This window comes from Modestobacter versicolor, from assembly GCF_014195485.1.
GTDB lineage: Bacteria > Actinomycetota > Actinomycetes > Mycobacteriales > Geodermatophilaceae > Modestobacter > Modestobacter versicolor.
In genome coordinates, this window is sequence record NZ_JACIBU010000001.1 from 1,246,804 (window position 1) to 1,265,111 (window position 18,308).

Here is an 18,308-nt window from a genome sequence, read left to right on the forward strand (position 1 = left end):
CTCAGGCCTCCCCACCGTTGCGCCGGCTGGATGACGATCTGGCCGGGTCGTCCACCGTCGCCTTGGTCATTGCGGAGTTCTCCCCCGTGCTCTGCTCGACGACGGGTGCCGGTGTCACGGCGCTGCCTTCCCTCGATGCGGCCATCAGGTCGACGAACCGGCCGAACAGCGGGTTGGCGTCGTGCGGGCCGGCCGCGGCCTCGGGGTGGAACTGCACGCTGAACGCCGGGGCGTCGATCAGCCGCAGGCCCTCGACAACCTGGTCGTTGAGGCCGACGTGGCTGACCTCGACCGGGCCGAACGGGGTGTCGACGGGTGCGTCGAGCGGGGCGTCGACGGCGAAGCCGTGGTTGTGGCTGGTGACCCGGACGGTGCCGCTGACCCGGTCGAGCACCGGCTGGTTCAGGCCGCGGTGGCCGAAGCGCAGCTTGTAGGTGCCCAGGCCCAGCGCCCGGCCGAGGATCTGGTTGCCGAAGCAGATGCCGAACAGCGGCCGGCGGGCCTCCAGCACGCCCCGGACGGCGGCGACGGCGTAGTCGGCGGCCGCCGGGTCGCCCGGGCCGTTGGAGACGAACACCCCGTCGATGCCGTGCTCGAGCAGCTGCTCGGCGGTGGCCGTGGCCGGCAGCACGTGGGTCTCGACGCCGAGCGCGGCCAGGTACCGCGGGGTGGCGGTCTTGATGCCCAGGTCCAGCGCGGCGATGGTGAACCGCTTCTCCCCCACGGCCGGGACGACGTAGGGCTCGGTGGCGCTCACCGACGGCGCCAGGTCCGCCCCGCTCATGCTGGGGCTGCCGGTGACCCGGGCGAGCAGCTCGTCGGCGCCGAGCTCGGTGCTGATGCCCGCGCGCATGGCGCCCCGGTCGCGCAGGTGCCGGGTCAGCGCGCGGGTGTCGATGCCGCTGATCCCGATGACGCCCTGGGCGACCAGCTCGTCGTCCAGGCTGCCGGTCGCCCGCCAGTTCGCCGGGCGGCGGGCCGGGTCGCGGACGACGAACCCGGCCACCCACATCCGGCGGCTCTCGTCGTCCTCGCCGTTCACGCCGGTGTTGCCGATGTGCGGCGCGGTCATCGTGACGATCTGGCCGGCGTAGCTGGGGTCGGTGAGGGTCTCCTGGTAGCCGGTCATCCCGGTGGAGAACACCGCCTCGCCGACCGTCGTGCCGGTCGCGCCGTAGGTCTGGCCGCGGAACGTGCGCCCGTCCTCGAGCACGAGGAGCGCTTCCTTCACTTGACTGCCTTCCCGTCCATCACGGTCGCGACGCCCCGCAGGAACGTGGCGACCACCCGGCCGGGGAGCTCCCGGCCGGCATAGGGGCTGTTGCGGCTGCGGCTGGCCAGCGCGGCCGGGTCGACGACGGCCCGGTGCGCGGGGTCCAGCAGCAGCAGGTTGGCCGGCTCGCCGACGGCGAGCGGGCGGCCGTGGCCCTCCAGGCGGCCGATGGCCGCGGGGCGGACCGACATCCGGTCGGCGACGCCGCGCCAGTCGAGCAGGCCCGGCTCGACCATGGTCTGCACGACCACCGAGAGGGCCTGCTCGAGGCCGAGCATGCCCGGGCGGGCCGAGGCCCACTCGCTCTCCTTGTCCTCCACCGCGTGCGGGGCGTGGTCGGTGGCGACCGCGTCGATCGTCCCGTCGGCCAGGCCGGCCCGCAGCGCCTGGACGTCGGCGTCGGTGCGCAGCGGCGGGTTCACCTTGAACACCGGGTCGTAGCCCTCCGCGCACTCGTCGGTGAGCAGCAGGTGGTGCGGGGTGACCTCGGCGGTCACCTGCACGCCCCGCGACTTCGCCCAGCGCAGGATCTCCACCGAGCCGGCCGTCGAGACGTGGCAGACGTGCAGCCGGGCGCCGACGTGCCCGGCCAGCAGCACGTCGCGGGCGATGACCGCCTCCTCGGCGGCGGCCGGCCAGCCGGCCAGCCCGAGCCGGGCGGAGCGGTCGCCCTCGTTCATCTGGGCGCCCTCGGTCAGCCGGGGCTCCTCGGCGTGCTGGGCGACGACGCCGTCCAGCGCCTTGACGTACTCCAGGGCGCGGCGCATCAGCGCGGGGTCGGCGACGCAGTGCCCGTCGTCGGAGAACACCCGCACCCGGGCAGCGGAGTCGGCCATCGCGCCGAGCTCGGCCAGCCGCTCGCCGCGCAGCCCGACGGTCACCGCCCCGACCGGGACGACGTCGACCAGACCGGCCTGCTGCCCCAGCCGCCAGACCTGCTCGACCACGCCGGCGGTGTCGGCGACCGGGTCGGTGTTGGCCATCGCGTGCACCGCGGTGAACCCGCCCAGCGCCGCGGCCCGGCTGCCGGTCTCGACGGTCTCGGCGTCCTCGCGGCCCGGCTCGCGCAGGTGGGTGTGCAGGTCGACCAGGCCGGGCAGGGCGACCAGCCCGGCGGCCTCGACGACGTCGGCGCCCGGCACGGTCAGCGAGTCGCCGACGGCGGCGATCCGGCCGTCCGCCACGAGCACGTCCACGGCGTCCTTGCCGTAGGGCCTCGCGCCCTTGATCAGGATCGTCATTCGGGAGCCCCTCCCAGGAGCAGGTAGAGGACCGCCATCCGGACCGAGACGCCGTTACCGACCTGGTCGACGATCGTGGAGCGGGCGGAGTCGGCCACCTCGGCGGCGATCTCCATGCCGCGGTTCATCGGGCCGGGGTGCATGACGATCGCGTCGTCGGGCAGCACGCCCATCCGTCGTCCGTCCAGGCCGTAGCGGCGGCTGTACTCGCGGGCGCTGGGGAAGAACGAGGCGTTCATCCGCTCGGCCTGCACCCGCAGCATCATCACCACGTCGGACTTGGGCAGGACGGCGTCCAGGTCGTAGCTGACCTGCACCGGCCAGCTGCCCACGCCCACCGGCAGCAGCGTCGGCGGGGCGACCAGGGTCACCTCGGCGCCGAGCGTGCTCAGCAGCCAGACGTTGGAGCGGGCCACCCGGCTGTGCAGCACGTCGCCGACGATCGCGACCCGGACGCCGTCCAGCCGGCCCACCCGCTGCCGGATCGTGTACGCGTCGAGCAGCGCCTGGGTGGGGTGCTCGTGGGTGCCGTCGCCGGCGTTGACCACGCTGCCGGCCACCCACTGCGCCAGCCGGTGCGGGGCGCCGGAGGCACCGTGCCGGACGACGATCGCGTCGCTGCCCATCGCCTCCAGGGTCAGCGCGGTGTCCTTGAGGCTCTCGCCCTTGGAGACGCTGCTGCCCTTGGCCGAGAAGTTGATGACGTCGGCGGACAGCCGCTTGGCGGCCAGCTCGAAGCTGATCCGGGTGCGGGTGGAGTCCTCGTAGAAGAGGTTGACCACGGTGCGCCCGCGCAGCGTCGGCAGCTTCTTGACCTCGCGGCCGGCCAGCGCGGACTCGATCTGCGCGGCGGTGTCGAGGACCAGCGTGGCGTCGGCCCGGTCCAGGTCGCCGGCCTCCAGCAGGTGCCGCTTCACTGCCCACCTCCGGTCAGCAGGACCTCGTCGACCCCGTCGATCTCGGCCAGGTGCACCTTGACCGACTGGCTGCGGGACGTCGGGACGTTCTTGCCGACGTAGTCCGCGCGGATCGGCAGCTCCCGGTGGCCGCGGTCGACCAGCACGGCGAGCTGGACGGCGCGGGGCCGGCCGAGGTCGCGCAGCGCGTCCAGGGCGGCACGCACCGAGCGGCCGGAGAACAGCACGTCGTCCACCAGCACCACCAGGCGCCCGTCGATGCCGGACCCCGGCAGCCAGGTGTCCTCCAGCGCGCGCACCCCGCGCAGGCGCAGGTCGTCGCGGTAGAGGGTGATGTCGACGGTGCCGACGTCGATCGCGGTGCCGCTGAAGGCCTCGATGCGACCGGCCAGCCGGCGGGCGAGCGGGGCGCCGCGGGTGGGGATGCCGACGAGGACCAGGTCGGCGAGGTCGGGGCCGGCCTTCTCGATCAGCTGGTGGGCGACGCGGTCGACCACCCGGGCGACGTCGTCGGCGGTGAGCAGCGGTGCGACGGCGGGCTGGTCGGCGGGCGGTGTCGAGGGCGCGGCAGATGACTCGGTCATCAGGCCTCCTTCCCCGCCTCACGGGACGGGTCGTTAAAGGAGTTGGCCGTCGTCGACGCGGCTGCGCCGGCGACGGTGTGGACCGCGGACGACGGTACTGCACGGGCCGGTGTGAGCCGCACCGCGCCCGCGGGACCACCAGGTGGGACAGATCTGCCCCATCAGGGGCACCTGACTGTCGCCGAGCACGTCCGACCAGTACTCTGCGTGACCAGTACCGTCCCGATCCGACGACAGTCAGTGAGCAGAGGTCATGAGCACCGACTACTCCAGGGCGCTGGGCGCCCGCCTGCGGGCCATCCGCAACCAGCAAGGGCTGTCGTTGCAGGGCGTGGAGGACAAGTCCCACGGCCGCTGGAAGGCCGTGGTGGTCGGCTCCTACGAGCGCGGCGACCGGGCGGTCACCGTGCAGCGGCTCTCCGAGCTGGCCGTCTTCTACGGCGTCCCGGTCTCCGAGCTGCTGCCGGACCCCCGACCGAGCTCCGCGGTCACCAAGAGCACCAAGATCGTGCTGAACCTCGAGTCGCTGGGCTCGCTGCCCGCCGACGAGGCCGGCCCGCTCGCCCGCTACGCCTCGACCATCCAGGCGCAGCGGCACGACTACAACGGCAAGGTGCTCTCGATCCGCGCCGAGGACCTCAAGTCGCTGGCGATCATCTACGACATGAGCCCCGACGAGCTGACCACCCGGCTGATCGAGTGGGGCGTGCTCTCCCCCGGCGCCGACGGCAGCATCTACGCCACCGAGGACGACGACGACTCGGCGTCCTGGGGCGGCGACCGGCGGCGCACCCCGCGCTGACGCACGGCTGCCCGCGGACGGCCCACCCCGGCTCCCGGGGTGGGCCGTCCGCGTTCCCGGCCACCCGGTGCAGCTCGTCCAGCCGCCGGCGACGACGGGCACCTCACCCCGGCCGGTCAGCCCAGCAGGTCGGCCAGCTGACGACGACCGCTGATCCCGAGCTTGGCGTAGACGTGCGCCAGGTGCGTCTCCACCGTCCGCACCGACACCACCAGCCGGTCGGCGATCTCCTGGTTGCTGGCGCCCTGCGCCGCCTGGCGGGCCACCTCCTCCTCCCGGCTGGTCAGCGGGCCGACCGCGGTCTCGTGCAGCACCGTCTCCCCGCCGACCTCGCACCGGCGGGCCAGCGCGGCCGCTGAGGCCCGGGCCGCGGCGGCCGCTCCCCGGTCCCCGGCGCGGGCGTGCGCCGTGGCCGCGTCCGACGCCGCGTCGGCGGCGAGCAGCACCGCGCCCATCGCCTCGAACCGGGCGCTGACCGCGGTGAGCGCGAGGCCGTCGCCGTCCACCGCGGCCCGCACGTGGGTGGCGCAGGCCGCGACCAGCCCCGACTCGGTCGCGCAGCCCAGCGCGGTGATCCGGTCCACCACGTCGGCGCCCCGGCCGAAGCGCGCGGCGGTGTGCAGCAGCAGCGCCTCGACGGCCCACTGGTCGGTGGCCGCCGCCTCGGCCGCGGCGTCCAGGGCACGCGCCCCCGCCTCGGTCAGCCGCCCCGTGCTCGCCGCCAGCCACGCCTCGGCGGAGCGCACGGTCGGCCGGAACGCCGCCGGCACCCGGTGGGCCACCCCGTGCCCGCTCTCGAGCATCCGGCGGGCACCCGCGGCGTCGCCGGTCACCACCTTGGCGATGGCCAGCTCCGCCACGCACAGCGGCAGCACCCCGGTGGGGTCGCGCTCGTCGAGCCCGGCGAGCGCCTCGACCAGCCAGCGCACCGCCTGGCGGGCGCGGCCGGCGGCCAGCGCGGCGCAGCCCCGGTAGAGCGCGATGACGGCGTCCCCCGCCCAGCGCGGGGCCTCCAGGTTGTGCCGCTGCAGCTCGGCGGCCCGCCGTTCCAGCTGGTCGATCCGGCCGCCGTAGCGCAGCGCGAGCACCTCGGCCTGCGCCAGCGCCAGCCGACCCAGGCCCACCTGCGGGCCGGCCGGCGCCTCCCCCAGCGCCGCCCACCCCTCGGTGACCGTGGCCAGCGCCGCGTCGGTGCGGCCCGACACCGCGAGCCCGGCCCCCGCGGCGGCGGCCGCCAGGGGCCGGGCACTGCCCCGCCGCGGGGCGTCCGCCATCGCCCGGGTCGCCAGGTCCACCGCGCGCCGCGGCCGCCCGGACAAGAACTCCAGCACCGCCTCGGTCGCGGTCAGCAGGGCGGTGCCGTCGGTGGTCCGCACCGCCGGGCGGGCGTCGGCGAGCACCGCGAACGCGTCCTCCGTGCGCCCCAGCCCGCAGGCGAGGCCGATCGACCGCAGCGCGGTGAGCTGGCTGAGGTCCTCCTGCGACGCGGTGGTGGTCAGCGCCTCGGCGGCCAGCCGGTCACCCCGGGCCGGGTCGCCCTGCCACTGGGTCGCCTCCACCAGCGCCACGCAGGCGGCCGCACCGCCACCCGCGGCGATCCCGGCCTCGGCGAGGCGCTCGGCGAGCGGGTGGTCCAGCAGGGCGTTGGCCCGCCGGGCGGCCTCGGTGAGCCGCTGCCCGTCGGGCTCACCGGACTCCCGGTCCAGGATCAGCGCGGTGTGCCGGCGGAGCGCGGCGTTGGTGGTGGGCAGCGGCTGCCCCTCGCCCAGCTGCCGTCGGACGTCCCGCAGGGCGGCCCAGGGCGCCCGGCGGCGCACCACCTCGGTGAGCAGCGGGTGGGCGGCCCGCACCTCCCCCGACCCGCCCGTCACCAGGTCGACGAGGACGCCCCGGCGGGCCAGCTCGGTGACCGCGCCGGCGCTGCTGAGCTCGACCAGGCGGTCGGCCGGCAACGGCTCGCAGGTGGCCAGCACCTCCAGCACCCGCCACTCCTCGGCGCTCAGCTCACCGAGGTGGTTGAGCACGATCTCGGACAACCGCTGGGACGGCGTCATCGCCCCCTCCCAGCGCCACACCCCGTCGTGGTCGCGGAGCTGACCGGACCGCCGGCCGTCCTCCAGGAGCTCGCGCAGGTACAGCGGGTTGCCGCCACCCAGCCGCCACAGCTGCTCGCCGGTCCGGCTGTCCACCGCCCCGCCCAGGAGGGCCGCGGCCAGCTCGTCGGCGTGCGCGCGCGACAGCGGGTCGAGCTGCACCCGGCTGACCAGCCCGTCCTTCCACAGCGCCGCGACCGGGTCCGGCGTCGCCGGCGACGTGCGGACCGTGAGCACCAGCGACACCTGGCCCCCGGCGCCCAGCTGGTGCAGCAGCGTCAGGGAGAGCCGGTCGAGCAGGTGCACGTCGTCGACGACCAGCACCGGTCGCTGGCCCGACGGGTCGGTGACGACCGCCTGCGCCGCGCGCTGCAGCAGCACCAGCGCGTCGGTGGCGCCGTCGACCGGCGGCAGCAGGTGGGCCAGCGCGCCCAGCGGCACCGCGGCGGCCGCCGGGCTCGCTCCCGCCCACCGGGTCGGTCGGCCCAGCCCCTCGGCGATGGCCACGGCCTCGCGGGCCAAGCGGGTCCGCCCGACCCCCGACGGGCCGGCCACGACGACCCCGCGGGACTCGACGTCGGCCAGCGCGGCGGTGACCGTCGCGCACTGCGCCTCCCGCCCGACCAGCGGCGGTCCGAGCTCGGACATCAGCGCGAGTGCCCGGTGCCGGGTACGCGGCGTGCGGCCGGCTGCCACCTCCTCGGCTCCGGTGTCCAGCGACGATCACGCTCGGTGAGTCCCCTGATGGCCACGATGCCCCCCGCACTCCAGCCCGAGGTCACGGTAGGGCTCGGCAGCAGCGGCACACCAGCCGGATCGGACCGCAGGGGCCGCCGGGACGGCGGCACGGTCCCGGCACGCCGGGCGCACTCACCGTCGGTGACCGGGTCCGTGGGTGCGTGCACACCCGCGGAGGGTCAGCCCCCCAGCAACGGCACCGGGGCGGGCAGCGACCACTGCACCAGGAGGCCGCCGGGCTCCGTCGCCACCGACGCCGGGGCCAGCGGTGCCCGTTGGGCGTCCAGCCACCGTCGGAGCAGGGCGGCGACGGCCGGCTCGCCGGCGGGCCGGCCGTCCAGCCCGGTGACCAGCAGGGCGTGCGGCGGCGCGGCCGCCGGGTCCTCGCCCGGCACCGGCGGCAGGGCACCGACGGAGACCGTGCGCTCCCCCATGAGCCCGGCCAGCACCAGGAGCAGCCGGGAGTCGACCTCGCCGGTGCGGACCGCCTCCCGCACGATCGCCGGGGCGTCCAGCCGGGGGTTGGCCGCGAGCAGCGCGCCCAGCGTCTGGCGGCGGGCCGCCTCCTGCGCTGCGGCCGCCGGGTCGGCGCTCGCCGCGGCGGGCGCCAGCACGGTGAGCGCCCCCTCGCCCGCACCGAACCTCGCCACGACCCGAGGGCCCGGCGGCACCTCGCCCTGGACGACGGCCCAGCCGGGGCCGGCGGTCCCCTGCCCCGCCAGGGCGCTGAGCCGCTCGTCGGGCACCCCGTCCCGCACGAGGTCGGCCCACAGCCGGTCGGGCACCTCCACCGGCACCGTCGGCGCGGTGGGCTGCGCCAGCCAGCCGGCGAGCTCCGCGTGCGCGACCGGCGCGGCGGCGGCCGGGGCGAAGAGCCCGCCCACCACGACCACCAGCAGCAGCGGGACGGCGAGCGCGGACGACACCAGCGGGTGCGGGCGCTCGGCCACCGGTCCCCCGGCCAGCGCCTGGACGAGGAGCACCCCCAGCGGGACGACGGTCACCACGACCAGCGGGAGCGCCGCGGCCGCGACCGCCCAGGGCAGGGCCCCGGCGAGGACAGCGGCACCGGCCGCGGCCGCCCACGGGCGGAGGTGCCCGACCGCGGCCCCGCCGACCACGACCAGCGCGGCCACCAGCAGCAGCACCGCCCGGTCGGCTGCCGCCATCGGGGGCGGCTCCCCGGGCATCGCCCCGAGCAGCGCGCCGCCGAGCCCGAGGGCCAGCAGCCCGGCCACGGCGGTCCACCGGGCCGACCGCGGCAGCCCGGCGCCGACCCTCCCCTGACCGACGGCGACCGCCGCGGCGGCGGCCACCGGGAGGACGACGACCGGGCAGGTGGCCACCCCGACGAGCAGCGCGGCCAGCCCGACCGCCGGCGCCGCCGGACGCCGCGCCACCTGGTGGCGCGGGCGGGCGTGCGGGCGCAGCAGCAGGAGCAGGCCGACCGCCGCCCACGCCGCACCCACCAGGGCGGCGCTGACCCCGGCCAGCAGCCCGACCACCGGGCCCATCACCAGCACGCCGGCGGTCGGCAACCCCACGGCCAGCGGCCGCACCCGCCGGCGGGCGGCCAGCACGAGCAGGCAGCCCAGGAGCACCGCGGTGGCCAGCAGCGCCACCTCGCGCCCGCCGGTCAGCACGTCGGCGTGCCGGTCGAACGCGCCGGTCAGGCCGGCGTACCCGGCGACCAGCTGGCGCACGAGCAGATCGGCCCCGGGCACGGCCACCGGGGCCGATCTGGGGTCGACGGCGGCGAACGCGCCGCTGGTGACGCCGACCTCGCGGGCGGAGGCGGGCAGCGACGCCGCGACCTGCCACACCCGGGCAAGCACCAGCAGCAGCAGCGCGGCGCACGCCGAGCGCGCGAGACCGCGGGTGACCCGGCTCCAGGTGCCCGCCGGCACGCGGCCGCGCCCCCAGCGCGCGACGGCCGCGCGGCGCAGCATCCCGCCGATCATCACGGTGATCAGCACCGTGCCGATCCAGGGCAGCAGCAGCAGCGAGAACTGGCCGACCCCCAGCACGACGGTCAGCACGTCGCCGTCCCGGACGGCGCGCTGCAGCCCGCGCCCGTAGTCGACGACCGCGGCCGCTGCGGCGGGCAGGGCGCGCGGCAGCAGGAGCAGGAATACCACGAGGAGGCCGCCGAGCGTCGGGACGACCGCGAGCACCCAGCCCACGATCACCCGGCGCGACCAGGGCTTGAGCCGGCTCACTGCCGGGTCGGCCGGCCGGCCGGGCAGCAGGCTGCGCAGCACCGGGCGGAGGTAGCCGAACAGCTCGGGGACGCCCACCAGGTCGGCGAGCACGTAGTACCCGTCGAGCCGGATCGACGGCAGGAACTGCCACAGGGCGCCGCTCAGCAGGCCGAGCACGAGGAGCAGCAGCCACGGCTGGCCGGTGGCCAGGTACACCGCGGTGAGGCCTGCGATGAACAGCGCGTTGAAGTACACCCCACCCAGGTCGGTGCGCAGCCGGCCGACACGGCCCAGCCGGTAGGAGTCGGTGACCGTGCTGTAGAGGGCGGGCCAGACGATGTAGAGCCCGATCCCCATGTCGCCCGGCCGGGCCCCGCCGTAGCGGCAGGCGGCCACGTGACCGCACTCGTGGAACACGGCCGACGCGAGGGACAGCCCGAGCATCGCCAGGGTCAGGGTCGGGTGCTGGACGACCTGCGTGACGCCGCCGACCGCGGCGTCGACCAGCCCGCCCCGCAGGACGGCGGCGACGAGCAGCGCCACGAACGCGCTCAGGCCGGCGGCCCACACCGGGCGGCGGAAGAACAGCTGGAAGAGCCCGGCGACCCGCCAGACCACGCCCGCGGGCACGATCCCGATCCGGAACCGCAGCGCGAGGAGGGGGTCGGGGCGGACGAGCACCACCTCGGGGCCGGCGGTGGCGCCGTCCGCGGCGACGATGCCGACCGGGCGGAGCCGCTCCTCGACCAGGAAGCCGACGTCGTCGGCGGTGAGCTCCTGCCCGAGCTGGCGGGAGAGGTCGGCGGCCAGCGCGGCGTCGTCGCGGCCGTTGAGCGAGGCGGCCACCCGGTACAGCAGGTGCGGCAGCTGCATCACCTGCCCGTCGACCCGGCGGATCAGGTACGTGGGGACGTCGAGGCCGGAACCCTGGTACTCGCCGAGCAGTTCGGTCCCCTCGGCGAGCCGGTGCACCGCGGGCGCGCCCGGGGCCGGTGGCGGGGTGAGCGTGCTGTCGAGCACGGTGCGTCCTCCTTCCGGGGCGGCCGGGACGGCACGGAGGGACGGCCTCGCGGCCGCCCCTCCGGTCACCACGGCGGCGCGGGGACGGGGACCCCGCGCCGCGGCAGCTGTCAGCCCGCGGAACCGCCGGCGCCGCCGGCCCCACCGGCGCCGCCGTTGGCGCTGCCTCCGGTCGCGTCACCGAAGACGCTCACGGCCGGCGAGATGGCGATGCCGCCGTTGCCCCCGGCGCCCCCGGCGCCACCGGCGCCGCCGACCAGGACCTGGTAGAAGAAGCCGCCGCGCGACTTCCGTCCTCCGTAGCTGCTCATGACGGTGCGGGCGGGGAGCAGCTCGACCTTCTGGTCCTCGAACATGACATCTCCTGTCTGCTGGACTTCCCTGGAGCCGAGCCGCATGCCACGGATCTCGGCTCCCCCATGCTCGGCGCGGCGTGAGGGCGGTCACAATCGTGGTCACCACGTATCTCCCGCCCGGCGACGCCGGTCCCGTGCTCGACCGGTACGTAGCCGGTGGGGCGGCACCACGGAGGCCGGCGGGCCGACCACGTACGTCGTGCGGCCGCAGGGACGCCGAGAGCCCACCCCGTGGTCGGGGTGGGCTCTCGGCGTGCGGCGTTCGGCGCCCCGGCTGCAGCAGCAGCGGGGCCCGTGCTCAGGTGGGGATCTCGGCCCGGACGATGCCGCCCAGCACGCCGTTGACGTAGGCCGGGGAGTCGTCGGTGGACAGCGCCTTGGCCAGCTCCACCGCCTCGTCGATGACCACGGCGTCCGGGACGTCGTCGACCCACAGCAGCTCGTAGACCGCCATCCGCAGGATGGCGCGGTCGACGTCGGGCAGCCGGTCCAGCGACCAGCCCGAGGCGTGCTCCTCGATCAGCGCGTCGATGCGCTCGCGCTGCTCGACCGCGCCCTCGACCAGCCGGACGGCGTGGTCGGGCACCGGCGGGTTGGCGTCGGCGAGCCGGTCGCGGAGCACCGCGAGCGGGTCGGAGCTGCGCAGGTCGGCCTCGTAGAGGACGTCGACCGCGCGCTTGCGCGCCTTGGAACGGGCGGCCACCGGGTCAGCTGACCCGGCCGAGGTAGCGGCCGTCGCGGGTGTCGACCTTCAGCTTCTCGCCGGTGGTGATGAACAGCGGGACCTGGATCTCCGCGCCGGTCTCCAGCGTCGCCGGCTTGGTGCCGCCGGTGGACCGGTCGCCCTGCAGGCCCGGGTCGGTGTGCTGCACGACCAGCTCCATGCTCACCGGGAGCTCGACGTACAGCGGGGTGCCGTCGTGCACCGCCACGGTGACCTCGGTGTTCTCCAGCAGGTAGTCCTTGCCGCTGCCGAGGGTGGCGGCCGGGACGTAGATCTGCTCGAAGGTGTCGCCGTCCATGAAGACGTAGTCGGTGCCGTCGGCGTAGAGGTAGGTCATCGACCGCTTGTCCACGTTCGCCGTCTCGACCTTCGTGCCGGCGTTGAACGTGCGGTCGACGACCTTGCCCGACAGCACGTTCTTCAGCGTCGTGCGGACGAAGGCGCCGCCCTTGCCCGGCTTCACGTGCTGGAAGTCGGTGACGGTCCACAGCTGACCGTCCAGGTTCAGGACGGTGCCGTTCTTGAGGTCGTTGGTGGTAGCCATCTAGAGGACCAGGAGTTCCTTGCTCGTGAGGGTCAACAACTCGGGCTCGTCGTCCGTGACGACCAGGGTGTCCTCGATCCGGACACCGCCGTGGCCGGGCAGGTAGACGCCTGGCTCCACGGTGACGGCCATGCCAGCGCTCAGGGTACCTGCGCCGAGGGCGGAGATGCCCGGAGCCTCGTGGATCTCCAGCCCCACGCCGTGCCCCAGGCCGTGGGTGAAGTGCTCGCCGTGGCCGGCGGCGACGATGACGTCGCGGGCCGCGGCGTCCACCGCGGTCACGTCGGCGCCCACCGCCAGGGCCGCGCGGCCGGCCGCCTGCGCGGCCGCGACCAGCTCGTAGACCTCGCGCTGCCAGTCCGCCGGGTGCCCCAGCACCAGGGTGCGGGTCATGTCGGAGTGGTAGCCGGCGACGGTGGCGCCGAAGTCGAGCTTGAGCAGGTCGCCGTCGCGCAGCACCGTCGCGTCGGGGCGGTGGTGCGGGATCGCGGAGTTGGCCCCGGTGGCCACGATCGTCTCGAAGCTCGGCGCCTCGGCACCCAGCGTGAGCATCCGGGCGTCCAGGTCCCGGCCGACCTCCAGCTCGGTGCGCCCCGGCCGGAGCGCGCCCTCGGCGGCCAGCTCGGCCAGCGCCCGGTCGGCGACGGCGCAGGCCTGGCGCAGCGCGTCGACCTCGGCGTCGTCCTTGACCGCGCGCAGCGCCTCGACGGCCCGGTGGACGCTGACCAGCTCGACGGCCCCGGCACCCTCGCCGGTCGCGCGCTCCAGCCCGCGCAGCCCGTCGACGGTCACCACGTGCGACTCGAAGCCGAGCCGGGTCGCGCCGGCCGCCACGGCGGCGCGGGCCAGCGCCAGCTCGGTGCCCCGGTCGACCAGCAGCTCGACGTCGGGCACCTGGGTGCCGGCCTGGGTGGTGTACCGGCCGTCGGTGCCGAAGAGGTCGGCGCCGTCGGTGCGCAGCAGCAGCGCGCCGTTGGACCCGGTGAACCCGGTCAGGTAGCGGACGTTGAGCAGGTTCGTGACCAGGACGGCGTCCAGGCCCGCCTCGGCCGCTGTCGCTCGCAGCCGCTCCCGGCGCTCGGCCGTCGCCGTCATCGCACGCCCTTCCCGGCCAGGTAGCGCAGCGCCAGCTCGTAGCCGATCACGCCCAGCCCGGCGATGACGCCGTCGGCGACCCCGGAGACGTAGGAGTGGTGCCGGAACGGCTCGCGGGCGTGCACGTTCGTCAGGTGCACCTCAACCAGCGGGCCGGTCAGCCCGGCCAGCGCGTCGCGGAGCACGACCGAGGTGTGCGACCAGCCGCCCGGGTTGATCACCACCGCTTCGCCGGCGTCGGCCGCGTCGAACACCCAGCGGAGCAGCTCGGCCTCGGAGTCGGTCTGCCGGACGACGACGTCCTGGCCGAGCCCGGCGGCGGCGGCCTGGACCAGCTCCACGAGCTCGGCGTACGTCGTCGTCCCGTACTTCTCCGGCTCCCGCTTGCCGAGCCGGCCCAGGTTGGCCCCGTTGAGCACCTGTATGGTCATCGCGTTCCTCCACTCACGGCCGCCCAGGCGGCGTCGAGCCAGGCCTGGTCGGGGTCGGTCAGGATGGTCGGGTTGCCCAGGCCGTCGAGGACGACGAAGCGCAGCGAGGCGCCGCGGGCCTTCTTGTCGATCCGCATGACCGCCTGCAGCGCGGCCCAGTCGCCGCGGTAGCTGGTGGGCAGGCCCATCGCCGCGACGAGCTCGCGGTGCCGGTCGGCGTCGGCGCGGCTGAGCCGGCCGGCCGCGGCGGCGAGCTCGGCGGCGAAGACCAGCCCGACCGCGACCGCCTCGCCGTGCCGCCAGCCGAAGTCCTCGACCCGCTCGATCGCGTGGGCCAGCGTGTGGCCGTAGTTGAGGAACTCGCGGCGGCCGGTGTCGTAGAGGTCCTCGCCGACCGCGTCGGCCTTCACCTGGACGGCGCGGGCGATCAGCTCGGTGGTCTCCGCGCGCCCGGACGGGTCGGCCGCCAGCAGCTCCAGCACCCGGCCGTCGGCGATGAACCCGCACTTGACGACCTCGGCCAGGCCGGAGCGGAACTCCGCCTCGGGCAGCCCGGCCAGCGCGTCGGTGTCGGCGAGCACGGCGGCCGGCGGGTGGAACGCGCCGACCAGGTTCTTGCCCGCGGCGGTGTTGATGCCGGTCTTGCCGCCGACCGCGGCGTCGACCATGCCCAGCAGGCTGGTGGGCACCTGCACCACCCGCACCCCGCGCAGCCAGGTGGCGGCCAGGAACCCGGCCAGGTCGGTGACCGCTCCCCCGCCGACGCCGACGACCGCGTCGGAGCGGGTCAGCCCGAGCCGGCCGAACTCCTCCCAGGCGCCCGCGGCGACCTCGGCGGTCTTGGCGGCCTCGCCGTCGGGCACGACGACGGCCTCGGCGGCCACCCCGGACTGCTGCAGGGTCTCCACGGCCGCGCCGGCCGCGGCGGCCAGCGACCGGCTGTGCACGACGGCGGCGCGGGGCGTGCCGTCGAGCACCAGGCCCAGCTGCGCCTGCACGCCCGGGCCGATGAGCACGTCGTAGGGCCGCTCACCGGCGACGGTGATCCGCCTCATCGCGCGGTGCCGGCCGCGGCGACCAGGGCGGCCACGTCGGCGACGACGTCGGCGGGCTCGCGGCCGCCGGTGGGCACGGTGGCGCTGGACACCTCGGCGTACAGCGGGGCCCGGGTCTCCAGCATCTGCCGGAGCATCGCGCGCGGGTTCACGCCGAGCACCGGCCGGTCGCGGGAGAGCCCGACCCGTTTGGCGGCCGACGGCAGGTCGACGTCCAGCCAGACGACGACGCCCCCGGCCCGCCCGTGGGCGACCAGCAGCTCGCGGGTGGCCGTGCTGGTGACGGCACCGCCGCCGAGGGCGAGCACCCCGGTGTGCTCGGCCAGCGCGCGGGCGACGGCCTGCTCCTCCAGCGCCCGGAAGTGCGGCTCGCCCTGCTGGACGAACAGGTCGGCGACCGTCGTCCCGGTCTGCTGCTCGACGTCGGCGTCGGTGTCCCGGAACGGCACGCCGAGCTGCCCGGCGACCCGGGTGCCCACCGTGGTCTTGCCCGCGGCGGGCGGCCCCACCAGCACCAGCACCGGCCCGCTCATCGCAGGGTCAGCGCGTCGAGGTAGCCCTGCACGTTGCGGCGGGTCTCGGTGACCGAGTCGCCACCGAACTTCTCCAGCACGGCGTCGGCGAGCACCAGGGCGACCATCGCCTCCATCACCACGCTGCCGCGGGGCACGGCGCAGGCGTCGCTGCGCTGGTTGATCGCGACCGCCGGCTCGCCGGTGGTGGTGTCGATGGTGGCCAGCGCGCGGGGCACGGTGCTGATCGGCTTCATCGCGGCGCGGACCCGCAGCACCTCGCCGTTGGTCATGCCGCCCTCGATGCCGCCGGCCCGGTCGGTGCGCCGGGCCAGCTGGCCGTCGACCAGGTCGATCTCGTCGTGGGCCACCGACCCGCGCCGGCGGGCGGTCTCCAGGCCGTCGCCGACCTCCACCGCCTTGACCGACTGGACGCCCATCAGGGCCCCGGCCAGCCGGGAGTCCAGCCGGCGGTCCCAGTGCACGTGGCTGCCCAGGCCGGGGGGCAGGCCGTGCACGACGACCTCGATCACGCCGCCCAGGGTGTCGCCGGACTTCCGGGCGTCGTCGATCTCGGCGACCATCTGCTCGCTGGTGGCCGGGTCGGCGCAGCGCACCGGGTCCTCGTCGATCCGCGGGTTGTCGTCGGGGCCGGGCAGCACGCCGGCGGGGACGACGACCGGGCCGATGCCCACCACGTGGCTCACCACCCGCACGCCGAGCACCTGCTGCAGGAACGCCTGCGCCACGGTGCCCAGCGCGACCCGAGCTGCGGTCTCCCGCGCGCTGGCCCGCTCGAGCACCGGGCGGGCGTCGTCGAAGCCGTACTTCTGCATGCCGGCCAGGTCGGCGTGGCCGGGCCGGGGTCGGGTGAGCGGCGCGTTGCGGGCCTGCCCGGCCAGCACCTCGGCGTCGACCGGGTCGGCCGACATCACGCTCTCCCACTTGGGCCACTCGGTGTTGCCGATCTGGACGGCGATCGGCCCGCCCTGGGTGACCCCGTGCCGGACGCCACCGCTGAGGGTGACGACGTCCTCCTCGAAGCTCATCCGGGCGCTGCGGCCGTGGCCCAGCCGGCGCCGGGCCAGCTGGGTGTCGAGGTCGGAGGTCTGCACCTGCACCCCGGCCGGGAGACCCTCCAGCACGGCGGTGAGCTGCTGACCGTGCGACTCACCTGCGGTCAGCCAGCGCAACATGCCGGCGATTCTGCCAGTAGCCCGCCGGGGGCCCGCATCAGCCGACGGGCAGCGGCGCCGCGAGGCACAGCGCGACGTACGCACCGGCGAGCAGGGGCGGGCCGAGCGGCACCCGGGTGCGCCAGCTCGCCCACCCGGCGGCGATGAGCAGCAGCGACCCCGTGGCGCCGAGCAGGAGGCCGGCCAGCACGCCGCCGGCCAGCACGCCCCAGCCGGCCCAGCCGAGCACCAGGCCGAGCAACCCGAGCAGCGGCACGTCACCGCGGCCCAGCGCGTCGGGCCGGACCAGCCGGGCGGCCGTGGCCAGCCCGTACGCCGCGGCGGCGCCGGCGGCGGCCCGCACCAGCGCCGGCCACCCACCGGTGGCCACCGCGTCGGCGGTCAGCGCGACGGCGCACCCCGCCAGCGCCGGGACGACGACCCGGGTCGGCAGCCGGTGCACGGCCAGGTCGACCCCGGCCAGGACGACGGCGGCCAGGCCGAACCAGGCCAGCGCGACGGCGGCCGGGCGGTCGCCGGTCAGCGCCGGCGCTGCGCCGACCGCGGCGGCGGCGACCACCGCGGTGACCGCGACCCGGCGGCGGGAGGGCCGGGCGGTGTCGTCGCGGCGGGCCAGCCGCACCGTGGTCGCGGCCAGCCACGGGCCGAGCAGCAGCCCCAGGACGCCGCCGGCGACGGTCAGCGCGCTGCGCACGGACCGGTCAGGCGTCCAGGGCGGCGCGCATCGCCGCGATCGGCGCCGACCGGCCGGTCATCAGCTCGACCTGGACCGTGGCCTGCCAGAACAGCACCTCGATGCCGCTGATCGAGTGCCCGCCGGCCCACTCGACCCGCTGCGCCAGCGGCGTCGGCCAGCCGGCGTACAGCACGTCCAGCACGGTCTGCTTCGCCCGCCACCCCAGCTCCGCGACCACCGGCTGGCCCTCGGCAGGGACCGTGCTCACCACGACCGGGGCCTCGACGGTGCGGACGTCGTCCAGCCGCTGCACGTGGCTGACCACGCCCAGCACCTCCAGCACCCGGACCACCTCGGTGGCCCGCGCCGGCTCCCGGACGACGACGTCGACCTGCCGGGCGCCGAGCGAGGCCAGGGCGACGGCGGCGGCCACCGCCGTCCCGCCGGCGCCCAGGATCGCGGCGTGCTGGACCTCGTCGATCCCACCGGCCCGCAGCGCGGTGCCGAGCCCGGCGACGTCGGTGTTGTCGGCCCGCCAGCCCCCGCTGTCGAGCCGGGTGAGGGTGTTGGCCGCACCCAGCAGCCGCGGCAGCGCGTCGACCTCGTCGGCGACCTGCACGGCGGCCCGCTTGCAGGGCATGGTGACCGAGAAGCCGCGCCACTCCGGCCCGAGGCCGGCCAGCAGCACCGGCAGGTCCTCGGCGCCGATGTCCAGCGCGTCGTAGGTCCAGTCGGTGAGGCCCAGGGCGGTGTAGGCCGCCCGGTGCAGCAGCGGGGACAGGGAATGGCCGACGGGCCGGCCGAGGACCGCTGCCCTCATGCCGGCCCGCCTGCGGGTCCGTTGCTCAAC

General features: G+C 76.3%; 17 protein-coding genes. 1 reads left to right on the top strand and 16 read right to left on the bottom strand.

Annotated features, from left to right (window positions below; all coding sequences use genetic code 11):
- Position 1: 1 nt before the first annotated feature.
- From carA to pyrR, 4 genes are read right to left on the bottom strand one after another with little or no spacing between them, the layout of a single operon-like run.
- The gene (gene carA / locus FHX36_RS06065; RefSeq protein WP_258372892.1) at positions 2-1,231 is read right to left on the bottom strand and encodes a glutamine-hydrolyzing carbamoyl-phosphate synthase small subunit; all 1,230 of its coding nucleotides are present in this window, start codon (positions 1,229-1,231) and stop codon (positions 2-4) included.
- Complete coding sequence (locus FHX36_RS06070) at positions 1,228-2,514, bottom strand: dihydroorotase (protein WP_110553203.1); 1,287 nt, start codon at positions 2,512-2,514, stop codon at positions 1,228-1,230. The genes carA and FHX36_RS06070 overlap by 4 nt, the downstream gene beginning before the upstream one ends.
- Complete coding sequence (locus tag FHX36_RS06075; protein ID WP_110553202.1) at positions 2,511-3,431, bottom strand: aspartate carbamoyltransferase catalytic subunit; 921 nt, start codon at positions 3,429-3,431, stop codon at positions 2,511-2,513. The genes FHX36_RS06070 and FHX36_RS06075 overlap by 4 nt, the downstream gene beginning before the upstream one ends.
- Positions 3,428-4,015: a bifunctional pyr operon transcriptional regulator/uracil phosphoribosyltransferase PyrR gene (gene pyrR, locus FHX36_RS06080; protein ID WP_110553201.1), complete on the bottom strand. Its 588-nt coding sequence runs from the start codon at positions 4,013-4,015 to the stop codon at positions 3,428-3,430. Before pyrR ends, FHX36_RS06075 begins: the two co-directional genes overlap by 4 nt.
- A gap of 253 nt (positions 4,016-4,268) precedes the next feature.
- Between pyrR and bldD the strand changes: the two genes are divergently transcribed.
- Positions 4,269-4,817 carry a transcriptional regulator BldD gene (gene bldD, locus FHX36_RS06085; RefSeq protein WP_183513597.1) on the top strand — a complete coding sequence of 183 codons (549 nt, stop codon included), beginning with the start codon at positions 4,269-4,271 and terminating at the stop codon, positions 4,815-4,817.
- Positions 4,818-4,933: 116 nt separating this feature from the next.
- On the opposite strand, the gene FHX36_RS06090 is transcribed toward bldD, so the two are convergent.
- The 12 genes from FHX36_RS06090 to FHX36_RS06145 all read right to left on the bottom strand — a co-directional run bounded on the left by FHX36_RS06090 (position 4,934) and on the right by FHX36_RS06145 (position 18,278).
- The gene (locus FHX36_RS06090) at positions 4,934-7,558 is read right to left on the bottom strand and encodes a helix-turn-helix transcriptional regulator (RefSeq protein WP_183513598.1); all 2,625 of its coding nucleotides are present in this window, start codon (positions 7,556-7,558) and stop codon (positions 4,934-4,936) included.
- A gap of 269 nt (positions 7,559-7,827) precedes the next feature.
- The gene (locus tag FHX36_RS06095) at positions 7,828-10,869 is read right to left on the bottom strand and encodes a hypothetical protein (RefSeq protein WP_183513600.1); all 3,042 of its coding nucleotides are present in this window, start codon (positions 10,867-10,869) and stop codon (positions 7,828-7,830) included.
- 110 nt (positions 10,870-10,979) lie between these two features.
- Positions 10,980-11,225, bottom strand: a complete 246-nt coding sequence (locus FHX36_RS06100) for a hypothetical protein (RefSeq protein WP_183513601.1) — start codon at positions 11,223-11,225, stop codon at positions 10,980-10,982.
- A 298-nt stretch (positions 11,226-11,523) separates the two neighbouring features.
- The gene (gene nusB / locus FHX36_RS06105) at positions 11,524-11,928 is read right to left on the bottom strand and encodes a transcription antitermination factor NusB (protein ID WP_110553689.1); all 405 of its coding nucleotides are present in this window, start codon (positions 11,926-11,928) and stop codon (positions 11,524-11,526) included.
- Between the two features lie 4 nt (positions 11,929-11,932).
- Positions 11,933-12,493, bottom strand: coding sequence for an elongation factor P (gene efp / locus FHX36_RS06110; protein ID WP_110553688.1), 561 nt, complete (start codon positions 12,491-12,493; stop codon positions 11,933-11,935).
- A complete protein-coding gene (locus FHX36_RS06115; RefSeq protein WP_110553686.1) occupies positions 12,494-13,588 on the bottom strand; it encodes a M24 family metallopeptidase in 1,095 nt (364 codons plus the stop codon). It lies immediately after the preceding gene.
- The gene (aroQ, locus tag FHX36_RS06120; protein ID WP_110553685.1) at positions 13,585-14,019 is read right to left on the bottom strand and encodes a type II 3-dehydroquinate dehydratase; all 435 of its coding nucleotides are present in this window, start codon (positions 14,017-14,019) and stop codon (positions 13,585-13,587) included. Before aroQ ends, FHX36_RS06115 begins: the two co-directional genes overlap by 4 nt.
- A complete protein-coding gene (gene aroB / locus FHX36_RS06125; RefSeq protein ID WP_110553683.1) occupies positions 14,016-15,074 on the bottom strand; it encodes a 3-dehydroquinate synthase in 1,059 nt (352 codons plus the stop codon). Before aroB ends, aroQ begins: the two co-directional genes overlap by 4 nt.
- Positions 15,071-15,607, bottom strand: a complete 537-nt coding sequence (locus FHX36_RS06130; protein ID WP_110553681.1) for a shikimate kinase — start codon at positions 15,605-15,607, stop codon at positions 15,071-15,073. Before FHX36_RS06130 ends, aroB begins: the two co-directional genes overlap by 4 nt.
- Complete coding sequence (aroC, locus tag FHX36_RS06135) at positions 15,604-16,782, bottom strand: chorismate synthase (RefSeq protein WP_110553680.1); 1,179 nt, start codon at positions 16,780-16,782, stop codon at positions 15,604-15,606. Before aroC ends, FHX36_RS06130 begins: the two co-directional genes overlap by 4 nt.
- A 37-nt stretch (positions 16,783-16,819) precedes the next feature.
- Entirely contained in the window at positions 16,820-17,476 is a 657-nt protein-coding gene (locus tag FHX36_RS06140) for a prepilin peptidase (protein WP_183513602.1), read from the bottom strand.
- 7 nt (positions 17,477-17,483) lie between these two features.
- Positions 17,484-18,278, bottom strand: a complete 795-nt coding sequence (locus tag FHX36_RS06145) for a shikimate dehydrogenase (protein WP_183513603.1) — start codon at positions 18,276-18,278, stop codon at positions 17,484-17,486.
- Between the last annotated feature and the right edge of the window lie 30 nt (positions 18,279-18,308).

Excerpts from the sequence above, each read along its gene's own strand:
- aroC (WP_110553680.1), bottom strand. The coding sequence starts at position 16,782 with ATGTTGCGCTGGCTGACCGCAGGTGAGTCGCACGGTCAGCAGCTCACC.
- FHX36_RS06130 (WP_110553681.1), bottom strand. The coding sequence starts at position 15,607 with ATGAGCGGGCCGGTGCTGGTGCTGGTGGGGCCGCCCGCCGCGGGCAAG.
- FHX36_RS06100 (WP_183513601.1), bottom strand. The coding sequence starts at position 11,225 with ATGTTCGAGGACCAGAAGGTCGAGCTGCTCCCCGCCCGCACCGTCATG.
- aroB (WP_110553683.1), bottom strand. The coding sequence starts at position 15,074 with ATGAGGCGGATCACCGTCGCCGGTGAGCGGCCCTACGACGTGCTCATC.
- FHX36_RS06070 (WP_110553203.1), bottom strand. The coding sequence starts at position 2,514 with ATGACGATCCTGATCAAGGGCGCGAGGCCCTACGGCAAGGACGCCGTG.
- bldD (WP_183513597.1), top strand. The coding sequence starts at position 4,269 with ATGAGCACCGACTACTCCAGGGCGCTGGGCGCCCGCCTGCGGGCCATC.
- FHX36_RS06115 (WP_110553686.1), bottom strand. The coding sequence starts at position 13,588 with ATGACGGCGACGGCCGAGCGCCGGGAGCGGCTGCGAGCGACAGCGGCC.
- FHX36_RS06090 (WP_183513598.1), bottom strand. The coding sequence starts at position 7,558 with ATGTCCGAGCTCGGACCGCCGCTGGTCGGGCGGGAGGCGCAGTGCGCG.
- pyrR (WP_110553201.1), bottom strand. The coding sequence starts at position 4,015 with ATGACCGAGTCATCTGCCGCGCCCTCGACACCGCCCGCCGACCAGCCC.
- efp (WP_110553688.1), bottom strand. The coding sequence starts at position 12,493 with ATGGCTACCACCAACGACCTCAAGAACGGCACCGTCCTGAACCTGGAC.
- aroQ (WP_110553685.1), bottom strand. The coding sequence starts at position 14,019 with ATGACCATACAGGTGCTCAACGGGGCCAACCTGGGCCGGCTCGGCAAG.
- FHX36_RS06145 (WP_183513603.1), bottom strand. The coding sequence starts at position 18,278 with ATGAGGGCAGCGGTCCTCGGCCGGCCCGTCGGCCATTCCCTGTCCCCG.